The sequence below is a fragment of the Pseudomonas sp. UF-293 genome (assembly GCF_058245595.1).
Window position 1 is genome coordinate 84,183 of record NZ_JBSICA010000005.1, and the last position, 20,911, is coordinate 105,093.

Sequence of the window (20,911 nt, forward strand, 5' to 3'; positions counted from 1 at the left end):
GCAATGATTGAAGGCTATAGCATTGATTGCGGTGCCCTGCACAGGACATCTGGAGAACAGGCGACTGTCTGGCTGTGTGTCGCCCCGGACGCAGCCGAGCAACTGCATCTGCACAGACGCCTGGGCATTGGCCCACAAGCGATAGAGTCGTCGCTGGACCCTGACGAAGTGGCCCGCATCGAGGTCAAGCCTGATCACCTGTTTATGATCTGGAAGCGCCCGGAAAGCTTCGACGGGCGCGCATTCAACGTTTCGTCCTTCGGAGTGGTGCTGAGCGAAAAACGCCTGGTGGTCATTTGTGCGAGCAACTCGCTGCTTTCGGGGCTGGAGCACGATGCGCAAATGACCGGGCCGCTGGACGTGCTGATGGCGTTACTCGCTGAAAGCGTTCACCACTATCTCGGGCATTTGCGCGTGGTCAAACAGATCGCGCGGGAGATTCAGCAGCAGTTCACCCGGGCGATGGACAATCAGCAATTGGCGCAGATGTACAACCTGAGCGAAAGCCTCGTCTACTACGTCAATGCGATCCAAAGTAACGGAGCGGTGTTGACGCTGCTGCGCAACCACGGTCAGCGTCAGGGCTTCAGCGACGGTCAACTGGCTGCGCTGAACGATCTGATCGTGGAAAACGAACAAAGCTTCCAGCAAGCCAGAATTCACGCCAAGGTGTTCGCCAACCTCATAGAATCCCACGGTAATCTTGCCAACAACAGCATGAACCGGGCGTTGCGCAAGCTGACACTGATCAACGTCGTATTCCTTCCCTTGAACCTGATCGCCGGCATCGGTGGCATGTCGGAGTTCAGCATGATGACGTCCGGCGTTCCATGGTGGATGTCCTTTCCCGTGCTGATCGCCTGCATGGGCCTCGTGGGCGCGGGGATGGTGCTGGTATTGCGGCGCATGGCCTGAATCCAGAGCATATTCTCCTAACGCCTGCGCCGCATGCGAGGGTCAATTGGTGCGGCTGACCACCCGGATATGTGTAATCCCTACCCGCTCGGCCTGCTCGAGAATCTGTTCTGGCGTCGAATCCGCCGTGGGCATGACCAGGCTGTTTTCGGCGTCGCCCAGATGCAGTTCCAGCAGATGCATCGCCGCGTCGTGCTCGGCCAGTTGCGCTTCCTTGAGTTCGAGCAGATAAGTACGAGGCTCGCCGTTGAAACGGTATTCGATGTGATAGGTGTACATGATGTCGTCCGCGTCGGGGGAAAAGGCAGTGTTTATCCTGACGCGACGGTCAGCTTTTAGTTCAACCCGACTGCCATTTTGCGTTTGCAAACAAACTTTTTGCGCAGCGAAGCGTCCTCTTCTTAACTCTCCATAACAGCTGATCACAGCTAAGGACTGGCAATGACCTTTTTCATATTCCTTTTGGCCTGCGCGGCGGCGGCAACCACTGGCGTGATGTTCAAACCGGGCCCGTGGTACGAATCGCTGACCAAACCCTCTTTCACCCCGCCCAACTGGGCCTTTCCTGTGGCCTGGACGATTATCTACCTGCTGCTGGCCTGGGCCGGTTATCGCCTGAGCCTGATCCCCGGCAGCCAAACGGTGCTGGCCTTGTGGGCCGCGCAAATCGCCCTGAACACGCTGTGGACGCCGGTGTTCTTCGGTGCGCATCAGGTGCTGGCGGCGCTGGTGATTCTGGCGGTGCTGTGGGTGGTGGTCGCGGTGATGGTCGTGCTCGCGCTGCAACTGGACGTGGTCACCGGACTGATTCTGTTCCCGTATCTGGCGTGGCTGTGTGTTGCGCTGGCGCTGAACTGCTCGATCCTGATGAAGAATCGCCTGTGAGCGATTTTCCATGGCCGCAAGGCGAGCGCGAACTGGCGCAGATTCGCGCGTTCAACAAAAAGCTCGCCTGGCTGCCGCGCTTCAAGGTGCGCAATCGAGTCACCCCACGGCTGATTCAGGCATTGCTGCGGGCGGGTCAGATCGGCGGCGCTGGCAAGCTGCACCAACATGGGCTGACCGCCGAGCGGAAGATCATCGATACGGTGCCCGTGCGCATCATTCGCCCCAAGGGCAAAGCCAGAGGCGTGGTACTGGATTTCCACGGCGGCGGCTGGGTAATCGGCAATGCGCAGATGAACGACAACTTCAACATCGCCATCGTCAACACTTGCGACGTGGCGGTGGTGTCGGTGGATTATCGGCTGGCCGTGTCGACGCCAATCGAGGGCTTGCTGGAAGACTGTCTACGGGCCACTCGCGGCATCTTGAACGATGCTGAATTTGCCGGGCTGCCCGCAGTCGTCGTCGGTGAATCGGCTGGCGGGCATCTGGCGGCGGCCACCCTGCTCGCGCTCAAATCTTCGCCCGAAGTGCTGCAACGGATCTGCGGCGCCCTGCTGTATTACGGCGTCTACGACCTGACCGGCACACCCAGCGTGCGCACCGCGCCAGCCGATACGCTGGTGCTCGACGGCCCCGGCATGGTCGAAGCGTTGCGCCTGCTGACGCCGGATATCAGCGACGAACAACGCCGCCAGCCACCGCTGTCGCCGCTGCATGGCGATTTCAGCGGGCTGCCCCAAGCGTTGCTGTTTGCCGGTGAGCTCGATCCGCTGCTGGATGACACGCGGCTCATCGCTGAGCGCTGGCAACACGCGGCGCCGGTGGAGATGTACGTGCTGCCAGAGTGTCCGCATGGCTTCATTCACTTCCCCACGGCCACTGCTGAACATGTGCTGGCTTACAGCAGGCAGTGGATTTCGGCACGAGTGGCGAGCTACTCAGTGAAGTCCGCCGAAATCAGCCCGGCACTTTCGTAGCTGCCGATCAACTCATCAAACAACGCAATATCCCCTCGGCTGCGCGCAATCAACTGCGCGCCAGCCACCGCCGCGTAAATCGCCCGCGCCCGCGCCTTGCAGCTGTCTTCGTCGGCAGATCCAGCAGCGATCAACACCTGGGTCAGCCACCCGATATTGACCTCTGCGAACTTCTTCACCTGGTCCTTCACCGGGTCTGGCAGATCCTGGTATTCGGCAGCCATGAAGCTGACCAGGCACAGCCGATTGCCGTTTTCCAGCGAGGTGCGAAAGATCGACGGGTACAACTTCAGGGATTGTTGCGGCTCGGGATTGGCCTCACGAATGTCATCCAGCGCCTTGGCCGCGTCTTGCCAGTAACGCTCGGCAACTGCCGCGCCGAGGTCGGCCTTGCTGGGAAAGTGGTAGTAGATGCTGGCGTTCTTGATGCCCACCACTTCGCCGATGCTACGGAAGTTGATGCCGTTGTAGCCGTGGGTCTGCGCCGCTGTTTTGGCGGCTTCCAGAATCGCTTCGCGTGCGTTCACGCTCATGTCTGTGTCCTCGATGGCCATCGATCAATGGGGCGGATTGTACCCGCGAAAGATTTACCTGCCAATTGGCAGGTAGGGGATTGACAGCAATAAATTCTGGTCGCAATCTTTGCCTACCAACTGACAGGCAGGGACAACTGAAATGACCGCTACCTCTACTCACAACGATGCTCAATCCATTTGCGCCTTGAAAATCTACGACTGGTACAACGGCCCCTACCCGGCCCGCGTACGCATCGCCCTGGCGGAAAAATCGCTCTTGGCGCGCACCGAATTCGTCTCGGTAAATCTGTGGAAAGGCGAACACAAGAACCCCGAGTTCTTGCGCTTGAACTACTCCGGAACGCTACCAGTGCTGGAGCTGGAAGACGGCACGCTGCTCGCCGAATGCACGGCCATCACGCAATACCTGGACGTCCTCGACGGCAACCCCCTGCTCACCGGCCGCACACCGGTTGAGCAAGGACGTATCCACATGATGACCAAACGTGCCGAGATCGAATTTCTCGATGCCGTCAGCGTGTATTTCCACCATGCAACCCCGGGACTTGGCCCGGAAGTGGAGCTGTACCAGAACGCCGAATGGGGCATGCGCATGCGGGAAAAGGCTGTGCGCGGCATGCGCTATTTCGACAACTTGCTGCGTCATCAGCCGTTCGTGGCCGGCGCGAGTTTTTCCATGGCCGATATCGCCGTATTGGGCGGCATGATCTTCTCGGCGCTGGTTGAGCTGGAAGTCCCGGAAGACTGCACGGCACTGCGCGAATGGCACGCGCGCATGCAGCAACGTCCGAGTGTGCAGCAGTGGCGCGCGATGGTTGAGCGCGGCGAACCGTAAAACCAAGACCAAAAAAAGGCGCCCTCACCGGCGCCTTTTTTGTTTGCGCTGAACCCTGCGCGATCGTTCACCCCATGCCGATTGTGGCTCAAACCGTAAACAGTCTTTACCCGATCCGCGCCTGTTTCCCCCGCCAGCCGCCGCATAGAGTTCGTTCCAGCAGCACACTCAACTTCAGCAAAGGAAAATACCCATGAAAGTCTCAATGCTCGTCCTCGCACTCTTCGGCTTCAGCTCGGTGGTCATGGCTCAGGACTCGACTACCACGCCTCCCGTCGAGCAATACACCTACGCCAGTCACCTCGACGTCGCCAAAATCATCTCGGAAGATCCCGTGCCGGATGTCTGCGCCGTAGTGCCGGTGCACATGACTTATCAGGATTCCCAGGGCAAACAGCACATCCTGCAATACGAGGTCATGGGCAGCGGCTGCAGCAACGGTTGATCAGGCCAATACCTCGCACACCCATTGCGTCTCAGAGTTGGCTCGCTGAGACGCAAATGCTTTTACCGCTTCAATCGACAAGCGCTTGAGCAGTGCTCGCCAACTGCGCGCCGACCCGACTTTTCAAGGTATCGATGAATCGCGTGATCTTCGCATCGACAAACTGGCGAGATGTGTAGACCGCATAAACATTGCGCTCGTAGGTGTGGTAATCAGGCAGTACCCGTACCAGCCTGCCGGCACGCAAATCGTCGATCGCCGTGAAGCCTGCCAACAGACCAATCCCCGCCCCTTCGCGAATGGCCACGGCCATTGCGTCCATATCGTTCACGCTGAAACTCGGCCCGCTCGGGATGAACGTCGCGTCGCCCGCCTTGCTTTTGAGCTGCCATTCATCGCGCACGTAATCCACGGTACCGAGCAGCAGGCATTGATGATCGCAAAGCTGCTCCGGCGTTTCGGGTGCTCCATGCCGCGCCAGGTATTGCGGGGAGGCCACCAGCACGCAGTGACTGACGCCGATCTTTTGGCTGACATACGCCGAATCCGGCAGCGTTCGCGCGATCAGAATGGACACGTCCAACTGATCCTCAAGCAGATTGGGCATGCGTTGGGAGAGCATCAAATCGACCGTCACATCGGGGAACGCCTGGCGATATTCCAACACCGCGCCGGTCACCAATTGCCGGGCCAGTCCGGGCACGCAGTGCACGCGTAACGTCCCTCGTGGTTGCAAGGCGGCATTGCTCGCCTCGGCTTCGGCGCTTTCCAGCTCAGCGAGAATCTTCACGCAGCGTTCATAAAACCGCCGGCCCGCGTCGGTCACCGAGAGACGCCGGGTCGAGCGTTGCAACAGGCGGGTGTCGAGCACGTTTTCCAACGCCGAGACCGCACGCGATACGTTACCGACGGTGGAGTCGAGATGGTTGGCCACGGCAGTGAAACTGCCCATCTCGACTACCTTGATGTACACCGACATGTTTGAAAGTTTGTCCATCCTGATCGTCCTGTAGACCTGCCACTCACTGCGGATACGTCGGATGCTACACGCTCGCTCCTGCGCTCGATATTACCTTCTGGGACAACAATGATTCCCTCGCGGCCGGCTAAATCAAACGGCGCGCCTTCCATAGACTGGATTCCACGGGACGCCTGAACCACTGCGTACAAGGCGCCGAATGAATCCTCAACCATGAAGGCGACATCCATGAACACTCCTTACGATCCGCTCTATCTCTTCATCGGTGGTCAATGGCTCACCGCCCAAGACCGCGCGACCGCTGCGGTGGTCAACCCGGCGACCGGCGAGGAAATCGGCCGGGTGCCACTGGCCACCGCCGAAGACCTGGATCACGCCCTCGAAGTGGCCCGACTGAGCTTCGACCAATGGCGCCAGACCGTGCCGGACCAGCGCGCAAAAATCCTCAAGCGCGCCGCCGACCTGATCCTCGAACGCGCCCCGCACATCGCTGCGCAAATGACGCTGGAAGAAGGCAAGCCACTGCGCGAAAGCCTCGATGAAGTGACCCGTGCGGCGGAATATTTCGAGTGGTTCGCCGAAAGCGCACGACGCATCGACGGCCGTGTCGTACCGGCCAATCGTCCGGGTGTACTGCAACTGGTCAAACGCCAAGCCATCGGCCCCGTCGCAGCGTTCACACCGTGGAATTTCCCGGCCATCACCCCGGCGCGCAAGCTCTCGGCTGCACTGGCCGCCGGTTGCAGCGTGGTGCTCAAGCCCGGCGAGGAAAGCCCTTCCACCGCCCTCTCCCTGGCCCGGGCGCTGGACGATGCCGGCCTGCCGAAAGGCGTGCTGCAAGTGGTGTTCGGCGTGCCGGATCAAGTTTCAAGCCATCTGATTGCCTCACCGATCATTCGCAAAGTGACGTTCACCGGTTCGGTGCCAATCGGTCGGCTGTTGTCGGCCCGCGCTGCCGAAGGCGTCAAGCCGATCACCCTGGAACTGGGTGGCCACGGCCCGGTTCTGGTGTTTGCCGACGCCGACATCGAAAAGGCTGCTGTGGAAGGCGTCGCCAATCGCTTTCGCGGCACCGGCCAAGTGTGCATTTCCTCGACTCGTTTCCTGATCCAGCGCGAGGCCTATGCCGAGTTCGTCGAGCACTTCGTCGCGGCCACCCAGGCGTTGAAAATCGGCGATGGCATGGACCCGCAAACCCAGGTCGGCCCTCTGGCCAACCCACGGCAACTGGCGAAGATGGAGCAACTGATCGCCGACGCCGTCGAGAAAGGCGCGCGGGTGCTGGCCGGTGGCGAAGCGTTGCCGGGCGCAGGCTTCTTCTTTCAGCCCACCGTATTGGCCGATGTGCCGATGAGTGCGCGAATCATGCACGAAGAACCCTTTGGCCCCATCGCGATACTGATGCCTTTCGATGAACTGAGCGACGGGCTGCAAGAAGCCAACCGCCTGCCCTATGGCCTTTCGGCCTACGCGTTCACTTCCAATGCGCGCACCGCGATCGACGTCGCCGATGGCCTGGAAGCCGGAATGATCGGCATCAACCAGTACCGCATCGTCGCCACTGAGTTGCCGTTCGGCGGCATGAAGGAAAGCGGCCACGGTTCCGAAGGCGGCATCGAAGGCATCGAGCACTACCTCACCAACAAATTCATCAGCCAGGTTTAAGGGGATTTCCATGTCGACTATCGATTTCAGCAGCCCACGCGAAGCCGCCCGCGCCTTCACCCCGAAACTGGCGCAATTCGTTGACTCAACGCTGTACCCGCAGATCTGGAATGACCCCGCCTTGTCACCCCGCGAGCGCAGTCTGATCACTGTCGCTGCGCTGATTGCCGGCGGCCACTGCGAAGAATTACCCGCGCACCTGCGCCGCGCCGTCAGCAATGGCGTGAGCCATGAAGAGTTGTCGGCGGCGATCACTCACCTGGCCTTTTACGTCGGTTTCCCGGGCGCCATCACGGCCTCGGCCATCGCCAATGCCACCCTTGCCGACACGGAGCAACGCTGAGATGAAAGCCATCAAGTTGAAAGAATTCGGTTCGGCAGAAGTGCTGCAACTGGGCGAAGCACCCGACCCTGAAGTGCGCCCGACCGATCTACTGGTGCGCGTCTACGCGGCCGGCGTGAACCGTGCTGACCTGACGCACCGAACCGGCGGCTACGGCCATGCGAACTTTGGTGACTCGCTGATCATCGGTCTGGAGATTGCCGGGGAAGTGCTCGAGACCGGCAGCGAGGTCAGCGGATTCGCCGTCGGCGACCGGGTGATGGGCGTCGTCGGCGGCGGGGCCTACGCCGAACTGGCGCGCATCGACTACCGCATGGCCATGCCGATTCCGGCGCAGCTCGACTATGTGCACGCAGCGGCGATTCCCGAAGTGTTTGTCACCGCTCACGAAGCGATGCTGCACCTCGCCCGACTCAAGTCAGGTGACTCGGTGCTGATTCATGCCGCCGCCGGTGGCGTCGGTTCCGCTGCCGTGCAACTGGCCTACGCCACAGGCGCCACGGTGTACGCGACCACCGAAGGCAGCAAGTTGTCGCGCGTCGAACATCTGGGCGCCGACGTGGCCATCGACTACAAAACCGAGGATTTCGCCGCAGTCATCGCCGACAAAACCAACGGGCGCGGCGTCGACGTGATCATCGACTTCATCGGCGCACCCTACTTCGCCCGCAACATCGCCTCGCTGGCCCACGGCGGCCGCCTGGTGCAGGTCGGCATTCTTGGCGGCGGCGGCAAGGTCGACGTGGAGCTCGAGCACATCCTCTATCGACATCTGCAAATCATCGGCACGGTGATGAAGTCGCGCACCCAGCCGGAGAAACACGCGATGATCCAGCGCTTTCGCGAACATTGGCTGGAGCGCTTCGCCGGCGCGGCGAGCCTGGAACCGGTGGTGGACAGTACCTTCGCGCTGTCGCGCGCAGCCGACGCGCATCGGCGGATGGAGTCTTCGCAGAATGTCGGGAAGATTATTCTGACGATGCAGCCGGAGGATTTGCGCTAAGGCAGACGTAAGAAAGGCCAGTCAGTTGAGCTGACTGGCCTTGGTTTGTCTGACGTTTGCGCTGATCAGCCCACCTTGATCACCACCTTGCCAAACGCCCCTTTCGCCAGATGCTCATAGGCCTCGCGCGCCTGTTCGAACGGATACACATGGTCGATCACCGGGCGAATGTCGTGCTCGGCGAGGAACACGTTCATCCGGTCGAACGATGAACGCGGTGCCACCGCAATGCCGCGAATGGTGGTCTGGCGGAAGATCAGCGGCATCAGGTTCAGCTCGACGGTCTGCCCTGTCAGAAAGCCAATCTGCGCAATCCGCCCCGAGGCCTTGGTCGCTGCTACCGACTGATTGATGCCATTGCCTCCCGCCACATCAAGCAGCAGGTCCACACCCTTGCCCTTGGTGAGTTTCAGCACCTCGTCTGCCCAGTTCGGCGTGCTGCGGTAGTTGATACCGGCGACCGCGCCTAGACGTTTTACCGCGTGCAGATTGTCATCGCTGCTTGAGGTTGCGATGACTTTGGCGCCCAGCGCGGTGGCGATCTGCACGGCGAAAATCGATACGCCGCCGGTGCCCTGCACCAACACGGTCTGGCCCGGTTGAATAGCGCCGAAATCCACCAGTGCGTACCACGCGGTCAGTGCGGCGATAGGCAGCGTCGCCGCCTGTTCATCGCTCATGTTGGCCGGCGCGCCGACGGCGCTGTCCTCGTGAATGATCATGTACTCGGCGAGGCCACCGGGCAGCGGCGAACCGAAGCAATAATCCGGCTCGTTCGGCCCCGGCTCGCCGTCAAGCCAGCGCGAGTACAGATGCGAATTGACCCGATCGCCAACCTTGAAACGAGTAACACCGGCGCCGATTGCAACTACGGTACCAGCGGCATCGCTCACTGGAATCAGCGGTTTCGGCACCAGGTGCGGCTCGTAGATACCGTCAACGATGGCCTTGTCGCGGAAATTCAGCGACACCGCGCCGACCTTGACCAACAGCTCGCCAGCCTTGGGTTGCGGCGTTTGCGTCTCGCCGAGTTGCAGATTGTCGAGCCCGAAATCTTTCAGTAACCACGCTTTCATGGTGAGTCTCCAAATGCGTTATTGGCTGCAAACCCTCAGCAGGTTTGCCTTGGGTCCATGATTGGCTTTTACTGCAGCGCAATAAATGCTTGGAAACAGACAGGATTGTTCTATTCTCAGGCAACAAATTCAGATACTGAGCTCAGCGGAAAAGCCATGGAATTACTGCAATCGATGCGCCTGTTCGCCCGACTGGCGGAACTGGGCAGCTTCACCAAAGCCGCTGAGTCGCTGGACATCGGCCGGCCGCAGGTCACTCGCTATATTCAGGAACTGGAAACATCGCTGGGCGTGCGCCTGTTCCAGCGCACTACGAGGAAAGTCGCACTCACCGCCGAGGGTGAACTTTTCTATCAGCGGGTCCAGGAAATTCTGGCCGAGATCACCGCCGCCACCACAATGTTCGATCGCACCGGAACCACGCTGTCCGGCCGCCTGCGCATCGACATTCCCACCGCGTTCGCGCAGCTGGAATTCATCAAAAGCCTGCGCGAATTCACCGACTCCTACCCCGGCATCGACATGGTACTGGGCGTCACCGATCGTGCGGTTGATCTGGTCGGCGAAGGCATCGACTGTGCGCTGCGCATCGGCGAGCTGCCCGACTCAACCCTGATTGCCCGCCCTATCGCCCTGGCGACCATGGTCACCTGCGCCGCGCCGGAGTATCTACGCGAGCACGGCACACCCGAAACGCTTGGAGATCTGGCGAACCATCAAGGCGTGAACTTTCTCTCGGGCCAGAACAACCGCACTCTGCCCTGGCAGTTTTCAGATGAGGGCAAACAGAAAACCTACGTCAGCCGCAAAGGCATTACCGTCACGGAATCGAACGCCTACGTGCAGTGTGGCGTGTCGGGCTTCGGCATTATCCAGGCGCCGGGCATCGCGGTCGCCGAGCATCTGGCTAACGGAGCATTGGTAGAGATTCTGCAACCGCTGCGCCCGACGCCTCGGCCGGTATCGCTGCTGTACCCGAGCCGCACGCATTTGCCGGCGCAGGTGCAGGTGTTTATCGAATGGCTGCAGGTGCGGTTTGTGCAGTTGCATGGGGCGTGGGTGCAGAACTGAAGGCGGGCCTTCTCACTCCCAGCCGTGCGCTTCTTCGATAAAGTGCAGCACTGCACTGGAACGCTCATCGATGCGCGAAATCAGCGACAGCTCACTGACCATTTCCGCCTGATTCAGCGGGATGATGCGAATGCCCGGCATGCTCAACCGGGTGACTGCCTCAGGCACGATACTCAAGCCGATGCCCGCCGCCACCAGGCCCGGGATGCTCATCAGTGACGGCACATACATGATGTTCTCGGGATGCAGCTGGTTCTGCCGACACGCCTGTAGCGTATGCGAGGTCAGGCCGATGCCCGCGCTGTCCTGCAACAGCACGAATTTCTCGTGACGCAGTGTCGCCAACTCGCCGCTGAAGCGGTCCGCCAGTTCATGGTTGTCCGGGATCAGCAAGACCAGGCGTGACTGGCTGAAATGATGGGTACGCAGACGATCCGGCAAGTGATCCTTGAACACGCGGGCAAAGGCCAGATCGAGCTTGTGGTCGAGCAACATGTCGAACTGCGCGCGGATCCCGGCATCGACCAGCGACACTTTGACTTCGGGGAATGTGCTGAAGTAATGCCGCAGCAATTGCGGCAGGTTGGCTTCGAACAACGCCGAGTGATAACCGATGTTGATCTCGCCGACCTCACCGCGCCGTGCACGTCGCGCGGCGGCCGTCGCCCGTTCACTGGCCTCTATCGACTGCCGCGCGTGTGGCAGGAATGCCTCGCCGGCGGCCGTCAACACGACGCTACGGTTTTCCCGGCGGAACAATGCCAGCCCCAGCTCGGCCTCCAGCGTACGCATCAATTGGCTGAGCGCCGGTTGCGCGATGTCCAGTTGTTCGGCTGCCCGGCTGAAATGCTGAAGCTCGGCGGCGACCACAAAGGCCTTGAGATGACGCAATTCCATTTCAATGATCCATAAGGCTGGCTTATCTATTTATCGTAATTTCGATAATTATTCTCTAGGCCGGATGGGCTACTGTCTACTGACTTCGACGATCTGCCCAGGCCAGCGCTGGTCAGAATCGTACGGGGACCCCGTAACCATAAAAATAATGACGAGCCCCTCAATGAGCACAACCAGTCACGAGACTCATGATTTGCGCATGCCTCGCAAAGCGGTGACCGCTGCGACCATCGGCACTGCGCTGGAATGGTTTGACTTCACCCTCTACGGTGCGGTGTCGGCAACTATCCTGCCCAAGCTGTTTTTCCCTGCCATGGAACCGACCGCCGGGCTGCTGGCATCGTTGGCCACGTTCGGCGTCGGACTTGCCGCCCGCCCCCTGGGCGCGATTACCTGTGGCTACCTCGGCGACAAATTGGGCCGTCGCAACCTGATGCTCGCCACGGTTACCCTGATGGGCCTGGCGTCGGTGCTGATGGGCTTGTTGCCCACCTATGCACAGGTGGGGATTCTCGCGCCGATTCTGTTGGTGCTGCTGCGCATCATCCAGGGCTTCGCGCTCGGCGGTGAATCCACCGGGGCGCAACTGATGGCGCTGGAACATGCCACTCGTGATCGTCGCGGTCGCTATTCCGGGTTGCTCGGTCTGTGTTCACCGCTGAGTCAGATATTGGCCAACGGCGTGTTGATGGGCCTGGCCGCCACCCTCTCCAGCGAACAGTTTGAAAGTTTCGGCTGGCGGATTCCATTCCTGCTCAGCTTCGTGCTGGTTATCGTCGCGATCTATATCCGCCTGAAGGTCGATGAAACCCCCGCCTTCGTTGCCTTGAAGAAAAACCCCGTCAAGCAGGAAAAAAGCCCGCTCAAATCGGCCATGGGCAGCCACTACAAAACCATCCTGCGTTTGATGCTGTTTTTCTGCTCGCCCGCTGCGCTGTTCTACCTGATTGTGATTTTTTCCCTCAGCTACCTGACCAAGCATCTCGGCTTCAGTCAGTCGACGGGTTTCATGTCGCTGATGGTCGCTAACCTGTTCGCGATTGTCGGAGCGTTGGCCGGCGGCTACCTTTCTGATCGCTGGGGACGCAAAAAAGCGCTGGCGTTCGGCTCGTGCATGACCTTGTTGATCCTGTTCGTCTACTTCCCGATTCTCAACACGCTGAACGTTGCCGCCATCATGGCAATCATGGGCCTGTTCCTCGGCTTCACTCAGTTTCAAAGCGGCATCCAGCCAGTGGCGTTTGCTGAAGCCTTTCCCACCCAGGTGCGCTATTCCGGCTCGGCCCTCGCCTATACCGGCGCCAACCTGGTGATCGGCGGCCCCATGCCGATGATTGCCGTGTGGCTGATGAGCCAGTCCAACAATTCACCATGGCCCTTGGTGACGCTGTGCGCGGTGATCAATCTGATTTCGCTGGCGATGATCCTGATCGGTCCCGAAACCCGGGGCGTCGACCTGAACGCCGTGACGCCAGACAACGCCGACGCAACGGCCACATCGCCTTTCTCTCCAAATAACGCTGCAGGACGACCATGAACCGCACTGTCTTTATTCTCAACGGCCCGAATCTGAATCTATTGGGCCGCCGTGAACCGCATATCTACGGGCACACCACTCTTGAGCAAATTCGTCTGAGCAGTGAGCAACTGGCCGGGGAACTTGATCTGCACTGCGTGTTTCGCCAGACCAACCACGAAGGCGTGATGGTCGATTGGATTCAGGAAGCCTTTGATCAAGGCGCCGCAGTGATCATCAACCCGGCCGGCCTGTCATTTCATTCCATCCCGGTGCTCGATGCGCTGAAGTTGCTCAGCACACCGCTGATCGAACTGCATCTGTCGAACATCCACGCACGGGATGAATTGCATCGCCACTCGATCATGTCCGGGGTGGTCAATGCTGTGATCTGTGGCATGGGCGCCGACGGTTATGCGCTGGCGATACGTGCGGTCGACAACTTGTTGCGTCGGTAAAAAGCTCGGTGGGCTCGTTCAGAGAACTCTAACGGGCCCCACTTTCTTTGACTGATTCCACATCAATCTGACCGGACTCACCCAGGGCACGATATTGATTGCGCAGTTTTCTAAGCTCGCGCGCTTCCATTTTCTCCAGACCCAGGCTGGCATTCTGGGCTTCTTTTGTGGCGCGTATCAGTTCATCGATCTTCAAATGCAAAATGTCGTTGTCCCGGTTCTGCGTATTTTGAATGAGGAACACCATCAAGAAAGTAATGATCGTCGTCGAGGTGTTGATGATCAGTTGCCAAGTGTCGTTGTAATGAAAATATGGCCCGGTTCCCGCCCAGGCAAGGATCAGAAGGATTGCCGTCAGGAAGGTTTTAGGGCTGCCGGCCCAGTTGGAGAGTGCCTGGCAAAAGCGCGCGAATTTCATCTGGATACCTCTAAATAGACTCATGCACTTGACCTCGCCCATCACTGAAATACTTAGTCACATTTCCAACCGTTCGTCGTGACTGTCGTTTTATCGCCAGCACCTCATAAACAGAATCAGGCAAATCGCCAACAGTATCCGCCTAACGCCGACACCGCCCTGCCCCCTAATCTGAACCCATGCAGAACACACCACTGCAACGGGTTAACCAGAGACTGATCTGAACGACCCGGACCTCAATCCCGATTTGACCGGAGTCACCGCCATGAAAACTGTAAGCCAACTGATCGCTGTAGCCACCTTCGCCCTCAGCGCCAGCGCATTCGCCGTACCGAGCAATCAGGAAGATCGCTTCTTCACCCAGGTCAGCGAACCACAGCAGACCGTTGCAGCCGACGGTTCGCAGCGTACGCCCCAAGGCCCGGCCATCGCTGCCGACGGCTCAAACCGCACCCCACTGGGTGAGGCCCTGGCCGCTGATGGATCCGACCGCACACCGGGTCGTCGCGCAGCCTAAGCGCGTGATGCTGAGACCAGAAAAGTCCTGCGGGTTTGAGACCTGCAGGACTTTTCCGCCTTCTGGGGGCCAACGCTGAACAACTGATCCAGAACCTTATTGATAGGAACAGGCAATACTCGGATCCGATCCGGCATCGCCCACCAGCGCGTTCCGCCCTAGCATGGCCTCTCCAATTGCCTGCAAGAGTACTGATCCATGAAGACCCTTTTCATCACCGGTGTCAGCAGCGGCTTTGGCCAGGCTCTGGCCAAAGAAGCGCTCGCTCGAGGTCACAGGATTATCGGCACAGTGCGCAGTGAATCCGCGCTGGCAGCTTTCGAAGCGCTATCGCCCGAGCGTGCGCATGGGGTGCTGCTGGACGTTACCGATTTCGATGCCATCGATGGGGTGGTTGCTGCGGTGGAAGATCGTCACGGCCCGGTGGACGTGCTGGTCAACAACGCAGGTTACGGGCATGAGGGGATTTTCGAAGAGTCGTCACTGGAGGAAATGCGCCGCCAGTTCGATGTCAACGTGTTTGGCGCAGTGGCGGTGACCAAGGCTTTCGTACCGTATTTCCGCCAGCGCCGTGCGGGGCATATCCTCAATATCACCTCGATGGGCGGCCATATCACCATGCCCGGGATCGCGTACTACTGCGGCAGCAAATTTGCGCTTGAGGGGATCTCCGACACCTTGAGCAAGGAGCTTGCGCCCTTCAATATTTTTGTCACCGCTGTGGCGCCGGGATCGTTTCGCACCGACTGGGCAGGCCGCTCGATGCAGCGCACGCCGCGTAGCATCAGTGATTACGACGCAAGCTTCGATCCGGTGCGCAAGACCCGGGAGGAGAAAAGCGGCCGTCAGTTGGGCGATCCGCTGAAAGCTGCACGGGCCATGCTGACGATAATCGACAGTCCAAACCCTCCGGCTCACTTGCTGCTTGGCAGTGATGCTCTGGCGCTGGTGCGTGACAAGTTGCAGCAGACGGCGGAGAGTATTGAGCAATGGCAAGCGCTCAGCCGCTCGACGGATGGCTGAGCAACGCGGAGAACCTCAATGCCGAAACCGAAAGACCCGCTCACGGCACGCATGGTCCGGTTGATGAGCCAGCTCGCCCCGCTGGAGGGTTACAACCTGAGCCCGCTGGAGGATGTGCGCTTCCTGCGCTCCAACCGCCCGCTGACACGCACGCCGGTGCTGTACGAACCGGGCATCGTGATCCTTTGTCAGGGGCGTAAACGCGGTTATCTCGGCGATGAAGTCTACGTCTACGACGCTCAGCACTATCTGGTGGTGTCGGTGCCGGTACCCTTCACCATGGAAACCGACGCCAGCGAAGCCGAGCCAATGCTCGCGGTGTACGTGCGTCTGGATTTCGCCTTGGCCGGCGAGCTGATTCAGCAGGTCGATGAAATGTGGGATTTCCCCAGATCCCAACCGATGGGCATGTACGCCTCGCCGCTCGACGAACCGCTACGCCAATCGACCTTGCGTTTTCTCGAAGTGATGAACAACGATGCCGACGCGCAAATCCTCGGCCCGGCGATGCTGCGCGAGCTCTACTACCGTATCCTCACCGGTGAACAAGGCGGCACCCTGCGCGCCGCCATCGCCCAACAGGGCCAGTTCGGCAAAGTGACCCGCGCCATCCACAAGATCCACAGTTGCTATCACCAGCATCTCGACGTAGAAACCCTGGCCGAGGAAGCGCAGATGAGCGTGCCGAATTTTCATTTGCACTTTCGCAAGGTCACCGATTCCTCGCCGATGCAGTACCTGAAGTCGACGCGATTGCACCAGGCGCGATTGCTGATGCTGCGTAACGATCTGACTGCGGCAAAAACTGCATTTCTGGTCGGCTACGAAAGCGCCTCGCAATTCAGCCGCGACTTCAAACGCCTCTTCGGCCGCACACCGTTGGCGGAAGTGGCGTGGATGAAACAGGCCTATGCGCTGCCGGCACCGACGACTGCTTCGCCGTTTGTGTCGTCGCACTGATTTCACCCGCGTCTTGAACACACAGAAATCCACATTGAAGGGAAGAAAGTGAATCTGAGAGCTGAGATCGAAAACGCATTTGGACCCCAGGCATTCGCCCGTCCGCTTTTCTATTCCTGGCCCGGAGGATTGCGTTTCGAACTCTCCGAAACGGGCGGAATGATCGAGCAATTCCTGACCGCTATGCGCAAATCCATAACCATCTGCGGCGACATTTTCCAAGGGGACGCATCGTTTGCCGCATGCCTGCGCATTCATTCGGGTCGCAATCGATTCGCCCACCGCAGCACTCTTCGCGCCCTTAAATCTGCTGGCATCGATACTCCATCAGCGCTGTGCATCTGGAGCGAAGAAATAGATAACGAGGAATGGTTCAGTGAGGAAGAGCCGGAATATTGGGTCAACGTCGCCTTCGAAGCGTCTGTCGCGAGCATTCAAGCATTACTCTGGTGCGCATTGGCCAAGGACTTCGGTGCTATCCAACCGCGTGCGAACTGTGCTGTCTACCTGTTCAATCTGCCCAAGCGAGTCATGGTCTTTCCCTATGACGACAGAGGCATGGACGTGGTTGGAGCCAACGCCGAACTACTTTTGCAGCTTTATCAACGACATCATGCCTGGTTGCTCGACCATGACCGGGCAGCGATGGAAGCCACATTCGGCAGGCTTAAACGTTAGGTGAACGCTATCGTTTCAACTTCTTCGCCATGATGATCGTGCGCTCCGTCTGATGAAACTCATCTCTGATTTTCTTGAAGCCGAGGGAAGCATAGAAGCCTTCTGCGGTGACTGAAGAAGGAACGCGCAGCAGATTGAAACCTGTGTCCATGGCGAGTGATTGAATGCTCTTCATCAGCTGTCTTCCGACACCCATTCCTTGAAAGCCCGGGTCGACAAAAACGCTTCGAACAACGTCTCGATCGAGACTTGCCGTTGCGACGATTTGACTGTCGAGCGTAGCGACTAGCACCTGACGCTCAGTCAAAAAACGAAGGATCTTCGAGGGCGAAAAACTTTCAATCACTCGATCAATGATTTCGGGAGGATAGTCGCGGGCATTGCTCTCACGGAGCGTCTTGATGATCGTTTCACTGATAGCCGATGCATCCGCATCTCTCGCGATGTGAATTTGAATATCCACCCAGTAGCTCCTTGCTTGTCAGTTCCGTGTACAGCACTTATCGCAGCAAATTCCCCATGCGCATAGTGCTTGCCCCCTTCTGTGTTTCCTCGCCCAATCACACAGGTCAACCACCTGCATCAGGATGGGATCATGAACACCACGGCCATTCCCGAAGGCTTCACTCCATTCACCCGCAGCAGTCCGTTGCTGGATCTGCTCGGCCCGATCTACGCCAGAGGCCACGGCCTACAATTGGAACTGGGTTTGCTGACCGACTCCCGCCATGCCAATGGTCGCGGCACTTTGCATGGCGGTGTATTGGCGACATTGGCGGATGTGGGGATGGGCTACGCCATGGCCTTCTCCAGCGATCCGCCGCAGCCGTTGATCACGGCGAGCATGACCCTGGATTATCTCGGTGCGGTGCAAATCAACGAATGGCTCGAAGTGCGTCTTGAACACTCCAAAAAGGGACGTCAACTGGCGTTTGCTGGCGTCAGTCTGCACGTCGGAGAGCGAACGGTTGCGCGCGCCAGTGCCGTGTTCGCGGTGCCGCTGAGCTGAAGCGCGAAACCTCAGTCTGACGCTTCAGGATCGTCCCGCGCCGGCACAGGGATTTGCCACGAGGGTTTCTTGCCGGTCTGGCTATCGAACGTGCGTCGCGCTTCGCGGAAACCCTCGACGTTTTCCACCACCCAAGTCCAGATCGGCGACATCCGCACCAGCAATCCCATGCCCAATGGCGTCAGTTCGTACTCGACGTGCGGCGGCACCTGGTCGAGCTCGCGCCGGGTCAGCAGGCCGTCGCGTTCAAGCGCACGCAGGGTTTTGGTCAACATGCGCTGAGTCACGCCGGTCATCTGCCGTTTGATCTCGGCGTGACGCATGGTGCCGTAGACACCCAAGGCATGCAGGATGCCCAAAGACCAGCGACTGCCGGCGTGTGCAAGCACTTCGCGGCGCACGCCATCATCGTCTCGTCTGAGCGTCTGGCAGATCGCTTCTGCCTCACTGAGCGCTTGCTGATCAGTCATTTCTTCACCTGGTATCACGCGTGTGCCTTCTTCTGAGTGCTGCCCGATCGTGCCAGCATTTGCCGATCTTACATGCAGATCTGAGGAGACATCATGACCGAATCGAACCACCCTTCCGCGCAATCCATTCTCGTCCTGGGCGCAGGCGAGCTCGGCCTGCCGGTTTTGCGCAACCTTGCACGAGCGGCAAAGCGCTCGCCCGGCAGCACGATCAGCGTCCTGCTCAGGGCCTCGACGATCAACAGTCAGGTGCCGGAAAAGAAAGCCGAAATCGATGAACTGCGCAGTCTCGGCGTGCAGATGGTGGCGGCAGATCTGGTCAACGATTCAATCGACGAACTGGCCGAAGTCTTCGCACCGTTCGATACCGTCATTGGCTGCGCCGGCATGGTCGCTGGTCGCGAGACGCCGATGAAGCTGGCGACCGCCGCGCTCAAGTCCGGCATCAAACGCTACTTTCCCTGGCAGTTTGGCGTGGATTTCGAGGTGATCGGCCGGGGCAGTCCGCAGGATCTGTTCGACAGTCAGCTCGACGTGCGCGAACTGCTGCGCGCACAGGACAAAACCGAATGGGTGATCATCTCGACCGGCATGTTTACCAGCTTCCTGTTTGAGCCAGTATTTGAAGTCGTTGATTTCGACAACGACACCGTTAACGCCCTGGGCAGCCTGGACACCAGCGTGACGCTCACGACCCCGGACGACATCGGCAAGCTGACCGCAGAAATCGTTTTCTTCGAACCGCGTTTTCGCAACGAGATCGTGTACCTCTCGGGTGACACGCTGACCTATGGACAGGTCGCGGGCCTTCTCGAACGCGTGCTCGGACGCCCCTTCAAGCGTAACGTCTGGACAGTGCCGCACCTGATGCAGGAACTGGAAAAAGACCCCACTCACCACATCAAAAAATACCGCGCTGTATTCGCCCAAGGCCGAGGTGTGGCGTGGCCGATAGCGGGCACGTTCAATGAGCAGCGGGCGATTCATGTCACGACGGCTGAGCAGTGGGCACGGGAGAAACTTGGGTTGTCTGAATCTTGTAAAGCTTAATAGCATGTGGCCACTTTTCGGTATCATCTGCTTTTGAAAAGTCCGATGGTATCCAGGAGCAGTACATGAACGGGAATGGCAGATTTGGCTTGACGCTTTTGGCTGGAGCATTGGCACTGAGCGGTTGTACTTCACTGTTTCAGGGTAAACAGTATCAATTTCCCCGGCAGGATGAACCCTCGGCGACGGTCAGGCTTAAATATGAAAGCGGCACTAATCTCGACGCGATGACCTTCAGCGAATCGGGATGTTACGCGGGCTTCACGCCTTTGCCCTATACCGAGGGTTTTATCCAATCGCCGGTAGCTGCCGGCAAAGAGCTGGTTTTGACTTACCGGCAAACAGTTGGTGGAAAGTTTTGCCAGATACCCTTCTCTTTCACCCCTCAGGCTGGGGCCAGCTATACGTTGAAGTCGGGCTACTGGACTGAACCCAAGGCTGGCCTTCTCCCGATCTTCACCTTCAATCAACAATACTGCGGCCTGGGCGTAGTCAAAAAAATCGGATCTCAGGAAAGCATCGAACCCATCAAGCAACTGCGTATCAAAACCGCTTTTGCATGCCTCAGATTCGTCGAGTGAAAACAACGATCTGTCTCGCTCGGCGCCCAGTAAAGAACATCCGGGTCCATCATTCTGCGGTGGCCCTTTGTAACTGGGAGCCGACACTCGACAATACTTCGCTGGCGACCGTTTACTGGCTGGAAACACCCTGGCGCTTGGCATATTCCTGCGAGAGGCGCTGGGCGGTTTGTTGAGCATATTCAATACAGGGTTCAATTCTGCTTCGCACTCGAATCTCCTCGATAGCGGCTATATACGCACTCTCGGTCAGGCACTTTTCAACAAGGGCGCTCGCGAGCGGCAAAGACACTGCTGGCAACGCCGGAATAAATTCCCGGGCAAAATCGGCAGCACTGGCAAGCCGATTGGCATCGGTTGCAAAGGCCCACTCGCGCAGACTCACGTCATGCAGGTTGCCGCCTTGATCCCAGCCGTCGGCAAAACGGTCTGTTTTTCCGCAAGCGCCCAGTACGCCGCAAACCACTAAGACAAGCAATCCATTCAGCGTTTTCACGAACATCGGTACTCACTGTATTCAGACTGAAAAATGAAGAGCTGCAAATGATAGCAATATGATTGCATTTGCGTGCACAGAATCAGATCCGATGAAAAGATGCCA

At 58.9% G+C, this 20,911-nt stretch carries 27 protein-coding genes; 18 read left to right on the top strand and 9 right to left on the bottom strand.

Annotated elements, in window-relative coordinates; translation table 11 throughout:
• The first annotated feature begins 3 nt into the window (after positions 1–3).
• Positions 4–915 (top strand): magnesium transporter CorA family protein, encoded by a 912-nt coding sequence (locus AC4IHP_RS08215; protein WP_490831419.1) that lies wholly within the window; start codon positions 4–6, stop codon positions 913–915.
• Positions 916–957: 42 nt separating this feature from the next.
• On the opposite strand, the gene AC4IHP_RS08220 is transcribed toward AC4IHP_RS08215, so the two are convergent.
• Positions 958–1,194 carry a DUF6555 family protein gene (locus tag AC4IHP_RS08220; protein ID WP_016774354.1) on the bottom strand — a complete coding sequence of 79 codons (237 nt, stop codon included), beginning with the start codon at positions 1,192–1,194 and terminating at the stop codon, positions 958–960.
• A 162-nt stretch (positions 1,195–1,356) separates the two neighbouring features.
• On the opposite strand from AC4IHP_RS08220, the gene tspO reads away from it, so the two are divergent.
• Positions 1,357–1,800 carry a tryptophan-rich sensory protein TspO gene (gene tspO, locus AC4IHP_RS08225; protein ID WP_039758892.1) on the top strand — a complete coding sequence of 148 codons (444 nt, stop codon included), beginning with the start codon at positions 1,357–1,359 and terminating at the stop codon, positions 1,798–1,800.
• Entirely contained in the window at positions 1,797–2,780 is a 984-nt protein-coding gene (locus AC4IHP_RS08230) for an alpha/beta hydrolase fold domain-containing protein (protein WP_490831420.1), read from the top strand. The genes tspO and AC4IHP_RS08230 overlap by 4 nt, the downstream gene beginning before the upstream one ends.
• On the opposite strand, the gene AC4IHP_RS08235 is transcribed toward AC4IHP_RS08230, so the two are convergent.
• Positions 2,738–3,313, bottom strand: coding sequence for a TetR/AcrR family transcriptional regulator (locus AC4IHP_RS08235; protein ID WP_460118568.1), 576 nt, complete (start codon positions 3,311–3,313; stop codon positions 2,738–2,740). The genes AC4IHP_RS08230 and AC4IHP_RS08235 overlap by 43 nt on opposite strands.
• Positions 3,314–3,455: 142 nt before the next feature.
• Between AC4IHP_RS08235 and AC4IHP_RS08240 the strand changes: the two genes are divergently transcribed.
• Both AC4IHP_RS08240 and AC4IHP_RS08245 read left to right on the top strand, forming a co-directional pair.
• Entirely contained in the window at positions 3,456–4,151 is a 696-nt protein-coding gene (locus AC4IHP_RS08240) for a glutathione S-transferase (RefSeq protein WP_490831421.1), read from the top strand.
• A gap of 193 nt (positions 4,152–4,344) precedes the next feature.
• Positions 4,345–4,596, top strand: a complete 252-nt coding sequence (locus tag AC4IHP_RS08245) for a DUF2790 domain-containing protein (protein ID WP_039758903.1) — start codon at positions 4,345–4,347, stop codon at positions 4,594–4,596.
• Between the two features lie 70 nt (positions 4,597–4,666).
• Here the strand turns inward: AC4IHP_RS08245 and AC4IHP_RS08250 are convergent, their stop codons facing one another.
• Complete coding sequence (locus AC4IHP_RS08250; protein ID WP_490831422.1) at positions 4,667–5,593, bottom strand: LysR family transcriptional regulator; 927 nt, start codon at positions 5,591–5,593, stop codon at positions 4,667–4,669.
• A gap of 210 nt (positions 5,594–5,803) precedes the next feature.
• Between AC4IHP_RS08250 and AC4IHP_RS08255 the strand changes: the two genes are divergently transcribed.
• Genes AC4IHP_RS08255 through AC4IHP_RS08265 form a run of 3 tightly spaced genes read left to right on the top strand, consistent with a single transcriptional unit; the run spans position 5,804 to position 8,586 of the window.
• Positions 5,804–7,240, top strand: a complete 1,437-nt coding sequence (locus AC4IHP_RS08255; RefSeq protein ID WP_490831423.1) for an NAD-dependent succinate-semialdehyde dehydrogenase — start codon at positions 5,804–5,806, stop codon at positions 7,238–7,240.
• Between the two features lie 10 nt (positions 7,241–7,250).
• Entirely contained in the window at positions 7,251–7,583 is a 333-nt protein-coding gene (locus AC4IHP_RS08260; RefSeq protein WP_460118558.1) for a carboxymuconolactone decarboxylase family protein, read from the top strand.
• A gap of 1 nt (position 7,584) precedes the next feature.
• Entirely contained in the window at positions 7,585–8,586 is a 1,002-nt protein-coding gene (locus AC4IHP_RS08265) for an NAD(P)H-quinone oxidoreductase (protein WP_460118556.1), read from the top strand.
• 65 nt (positions 8,587–8,651) lie between these two features.
• On the opposite strand, the gene AC4IHP_RS08270 is transcribed toward AC4IHP_RS08265, so the two are convergent.
• Complete coding sequence (locus AC4IHP_RS08270; RefSeq protein WP_490831424.1) at positions 8,652–9,662, bottom strand: zinc-dependent alcohol dehydrogenase family protein; 1,011 nt, start codon at positions 9,660–9,662, stop codon at positions 8,652–8,654.
• A 156-nt stretch (positions 9,663–9,818) separates the two neighbouring features.
• Between AC4IHP_RS08270 and AC4IHP_RS08275 the strand changes: the two genes are divergently transcribed.
• Positions 9,819–10,733 carry a LysR family transcriptional regulator gene (locus tag AC4IHP_RS08275; RefSeq protein WP_490831425.1) on the top strand — a complete coding sequence of 305 codons (915 nt, stop codon included), beginning with the start codon at positions 9,819–9,821 and terminating at the stop codon, positions 10,731–10,733.
• 12 nt (positions 10,734–10,745) lie between these two features.
• Here AC4IHP_RS08275 and AC4IHP_RS08280 read toward each other — a convergent pair whose 3' ends face one another.
• Positions 10,746–11,630, bottom strand: a complete 885-nt coding sequence (locus AC4IHP_RS08280) for a LysR family transcriptional regulator (RefSeq protein WP_460118550.1) — start codon at positions 11,628–11,630, stop codon at positions 10,746–10,748.
• 163 nt (positions 11,631–11,793) lie between these two features.
• Between AC4IHP_RS08280 and AC4IHP_RS08285 the strand changes: the two genes are divergently transcribed.
• Together AC4IHP_RS08285 and AC4IHP_RS08290 are read left to right on the top strand one after the other, a co-directional pair.
• On the top strand, positions 11,794–13,167 hold the full coding sequence (locus tag AC4IHP_RS08285) for an MFS transporter (RefSeq protein WP_460118548.1): 1,374 nt from the start codon (positions 11,794–11,796) through the stop codon (positions 13,165–13,167).
• Positions 13,164–13,604 carry a type II 3-dehydroquinate dehydratase gene (locus AC4IHP_RS08290; protein ID WP_460118546.1) on the top strand — a complete coding sequence of 147 codons (441 nt, stop codon included), beginning with the start codon at positions 13,164–13,166 and terminating at the stop codon, positions 13,602–13,604. Before AC4IHP_RS08285 ends, AC4IHP_RS08290 begins: the two co-directional genes overlap by 4 nt.
• 28 nt (positions 13,605–13,632) lie before the next feature.
• Here the strand turns inward: AC4IHP_RS08290 and AC4IHP_RS08295 are convergent, their stop codons facing one another.
• Complete coding sequence (locus AC4IHP_RS08295) at positions 13,633–14,022, bottom strand: low affinity iron permease family protein (RefSeq protein WP_490831426.1); 390 nt, start codon at positions 14,020–14,022, stop codon at positions 13,633–13,635.
• Between the two features lie 265 nt (positions 14,023–14,287).
• On the opposite strand from AC4IHP_RS08295, the gene AC4IHP_RS08300 reads away from it, so the two are divergent.
• The 4 genes from AC4IHP_RS08300 to AC4IHP_RS08315 all read left to right on the top strand — a co-directional run bounded on the left by AC4IHP_RS08300 (position 14,288) and on the right by AC4IHP_RS08315 (position 17,200).
• Entirely contained in the window at positions 14,288–14,539 is a 252-nt protein-coding gene (locus AC4IHP_RS08300) for a hypothetical protein (protein ID WP_490831427.1), read from the top strand.
• 198 nt (positions 14,540–14,737) lie between these two features.
• Entirely contained in the window at positions 14,738–15,562 is an 825-nt protein-coding gene (locus AC4IHP_RS08305) for an oxidoreductase (RefSeq protein ID WP_460118540.1), read from the top strand.
• Between the two features lie 18 nt (positions 15,563–15,580).
• A complete protein-coding gene (locus AC4IHP_RS08310; protein ID WP_490831428.1) occupies positions 15,581–16,522 on the top strand; it encodes an AraC family transcriptional regulator in 942 nt (313 codons plus the stop codon).
• 48 nt (positions 16,523–16,570) lie between these two features.
• Entirely contained in the window at positions 16,571–17,200 is a 630-nt protein-coding gene (locus AC4IHP_RS08315) for a DUF3885 domain-containing protein (protein WP_460118536.1), read from the top strand.
• A 7-nt stretch (positions 17,201–17,207) separates the two neighbouring features.
• On the opposite strand, the gene AC4IHP_RS08320 is transcribed toward AC4IHP_RS08315, so the two are convergent.
• Positions 17,208–17,663, bottom strand: coding sequence for a GNAT family N-acetyltransferase (locus AC4IHP_RS08320; RefSeq protein ID WP_460118534.1), 456 nt, complete (start codon positions 17,661–17,663; stop codon positions 17,208–17,210).
• Positions 17,664–17,795: 132 nt separating this feature from the next.
• On the opposite strand from AC4IHP_RS08320, the gene AC4IHP_RS08325 reads away from it, so the two are divergent.
• Complete coding sequence (locus AC4IHP_RS08325; RefSeq protein WP_130888041.1) at positions 17,796–18,209, top strand: PaaI family thioesterase; 414 nt, start codon at positions 17,796–17,798, stop codon at positions 18,207–18,209.
• An 11-nt stretch (positions 18,210–18,220) separates the two neighbouring features.
• Here AC4IHP_RS08325 and AC4IHP_RS08330 read toward each other — a convergent pair whose 3' ends face one another.
• Entirely contained in the window at positions 18,221–18,679 is a 459-nt protein-coding gene (locus AC4IHP_RS08330) for a winged helix-turn-helix transcriptional regulator (RefSeq protein ID WP_460118532.1), read from the bottom strand.
• Between the two features lie 93 nt (positions 18,680–18,772).
• Here AC4IHP_RS08330 and AC4IHP_RS08335 point away from each other — a divergent pair, with 93 nt between their 5' ends.
• Together AC4IHP_RS08335 and AC4IHP_RS08340 are read left to right on the top strand one after the other, a co-directional pair.
• Positions 18,773–19,729 carry an aromatic alcohol reductase gene (locus AC4IHP_RS08335; protein WP_490831429.1) on the top strand — a complete coding sequence of 319 codons (957 nt, stop codon included), beginning with the start codon at positions 18,773–18,775 and terminating at the stop codon, positions 19,727–19,729.
• A 65-nt stretch (positions 19,730–19,794) separates the two neighbouring features.
• Complete coding sequence (locus AC4IHP_RS08340) at positions 19,795–20,310, top strand: hypothetical protein (protein WP_490831430.1); 516 nt, start codon at positions 19,795–19,797, stop codon at positions 20,308–20,310.
• A gap of 112 nt (positions 20,311–20,422) precedes the next feature.
• Here AC4IHP_RS08340 and AC4IHP_RS08345 read toward each other — a convergent pair whose 3' ends face one another.
• Positions 20,423–20,812: a hypothetical protein gene (locus AC4IHP_RS08345; protein ID WP_490831431.1), complete on the bottom strand. Its 390-nt coding sequence runs from the start codon at positions 20,810–20,812 to the stop codon at positions 20,423–20,425.
• Positions 20,813–20,911: the final 99 nt, after the last annotated feature.

What these genes read in the sequence shown, in the direction of transcription:
- AC4IHP_RS08330 (WP_460118532.1), bottom strand. Translation starts at nt 18,679, where the DNA reads ATGACTGATCAGCAAGCGCTCAGTGAGGCAGAAGCGATCTGCCAGACG.
- AC4IHP_RS08245 (WP_039758903.1), top strand. Translation starts at nt 4,345, where the DNA reads ATGAAAGTCTCAATGCTCGTCCTCGCACTCTTCGGCTTCAGCTCGGTG.
- AC4IHP_RS08255 (WP_490831423.1), top strand. Translation starts at nt 5,804, where the DNA reads ATGAACACTCCTTACGATCCGCTCTATCTCTTCATCGGTGGTCAATGG.
- AC4IHP_RS08280 (WP_460118550.1), bottom strand. Translation starts at nt 11,630, where the DNA reads ATGGAATTGCGTCATCTCAAGGCCTTTGTGGTCGCCGCCGAGCTTCAG.
- AC4IHP_RS08275 (WP_490831425.1), top strand. Translation starts at nt 9,819, where the DNA reads ATGGAATTACTGCAATCGATGCGCCTGTTCGCCCGACTGGCGGAACTG.
- AC4IHP_RS08215 (WP_490831419.1), top strand. Translation starts at nt 4, where the DNA reads ATGATTGAAGGCTATAGCATTGATTGCGGTGCCCTGCACAGGACATCT.
- AC4IHP_RS08290 (WP_460118546.1), top strand. Translation starts at nt 13,164, where the DNA reads ATGAACCGCACTGTCTTTATTCTCAACGGCCCGAATCTGAATCTATTG.
- AC4IHP_RS08260 (WP_460118558.1), top strand. Translation starts at nt 7,251, where the DNA reads ATGTCGACTATCGATTTCAGCAGCCCACGCGAAGCCGCCCGCGCCTTC.
- AC4IHP_RS08265 (WP_460118556.1), top strand. Translation starts at nt 7,585, where the DNA reads ATGAAAGCCATCAAGTTGAAAGAATTCGGTTCGGCAGAAGTGCTGCAA.
- AC4IHP_RS08300 (WP_490831427.1), top strand. Translation starts at nt 14,288, where the DNA reads ATGAAAACTGTAAGCCAACTGATCGCTGTAGCCACCTTCGCCCTCAGC.
- AC4IHP_RS08335 (WP_490831429.1), top strand. Translation starts at nt 18,773, where the DNA reads ATGACCGAATCGAACCACCCTTCCGCGCAATCCATTCTCGTCCTGGGC.
- AC4IHP_RS08285 (WP_460118548.1), top strand. Translation starts at nt 11,794, where the DNA reads ATGAGCACAACCAGTCACGAGACTCATGATTTGCGCATGCCTCGCAAA.
- AC4IHP_RS08305 (WP_460118540.1), top strand. Translation starts at nt 14,738, where the DNA reads ATGAAGACCCTTTTCATCACCGGTGTCAGCAGCGGCTTTGGCCAGGCT.
- AC4IHP_RS08235 (WP_460118568.1), bottom strand. Translation starts at nt 3,313, where the DNA reads ATGAGCGTGAACGCACGCGAAGCGATTCTGGAAGCCGCCAAAACAGCG.
- AC4IHP_RS08220 (WP_016774354.1), bottom strand. Translation starts at nt 1,194, where the DNA reads ATGTACACCTATCACATCGAATACCGTTTCAACGGCGAGCCTCGTACT.
- AC4IHP_RS08270 (WP_490831424.1), bottom strand. Translation starts at nt 9,662, where the DNA reads ATGAAAGCGTGGTTACTGAAAGATTTCGGGCTCGACAATCTGCAACTC.
- AC4IHP_RS08340 (WP_490831430.1), top strand. Translation starts at nt 19,795, where the DNA reads ATGAACGGGAATGGCAGATTTGGCTTGACGCTTTTGGCTGGAGCATTG.
- AC4IHP_RS08325 (WP_130888041.1), top strand. Translation starts at nt 17,796, where the DNA reads ATGAACACCACGGCCATTCCCGAAGGCTTCACTCCATTCACCCGCAGC.
- AC4IHP_RS08295 (WP_490831426.1), bottom strand. Translation starts at nt 14,022, where the DNA reads ATGAAATTCGCGCGCTTTTGCCAGGCACTCTCCAACTGGGCCGGCAGC.
- tspO (WP_039758892.1), top strand. Translation starts at nt 1,357, where the DNA reads ATGACCTTTTTCATATTCCTTTTGGCCTGCGCGGCGGCGGCAACCACT.
- AC4IHP_RS08310 (WP_490831428.1), top strand. Translation starts at nt 15,581, where the DNA reads ATGCCGAAACCGAAAGACCCGCTCACGGCACGCATGGTCCGGTTGATG.
- AC4IHP_RS08345 (WP_490831431.1), bottom strand. Translation starts at nt 20,812, where the DNA reads ATGTTCGTGAAAACGCTGAATGGATTGCTTGTCTTAGTGGTTTGCGGC.
- AC4IHP_RS08240 (WP_490831421.1), top strand. Translation starts at nt 3,456, where the DNA reads ATGACCGCTACCTCTACTCACAACGATGCTCAATCCATTTGCGCCTTG.
- AC4IHP_RS08250 (WP_490831422.1), bottom strand. Translation starts at nt 5,593, where the DNA reads ATGGACAAACTTTCAAACATGTCGGTGTACATCAAGGTAGTCGAGATG.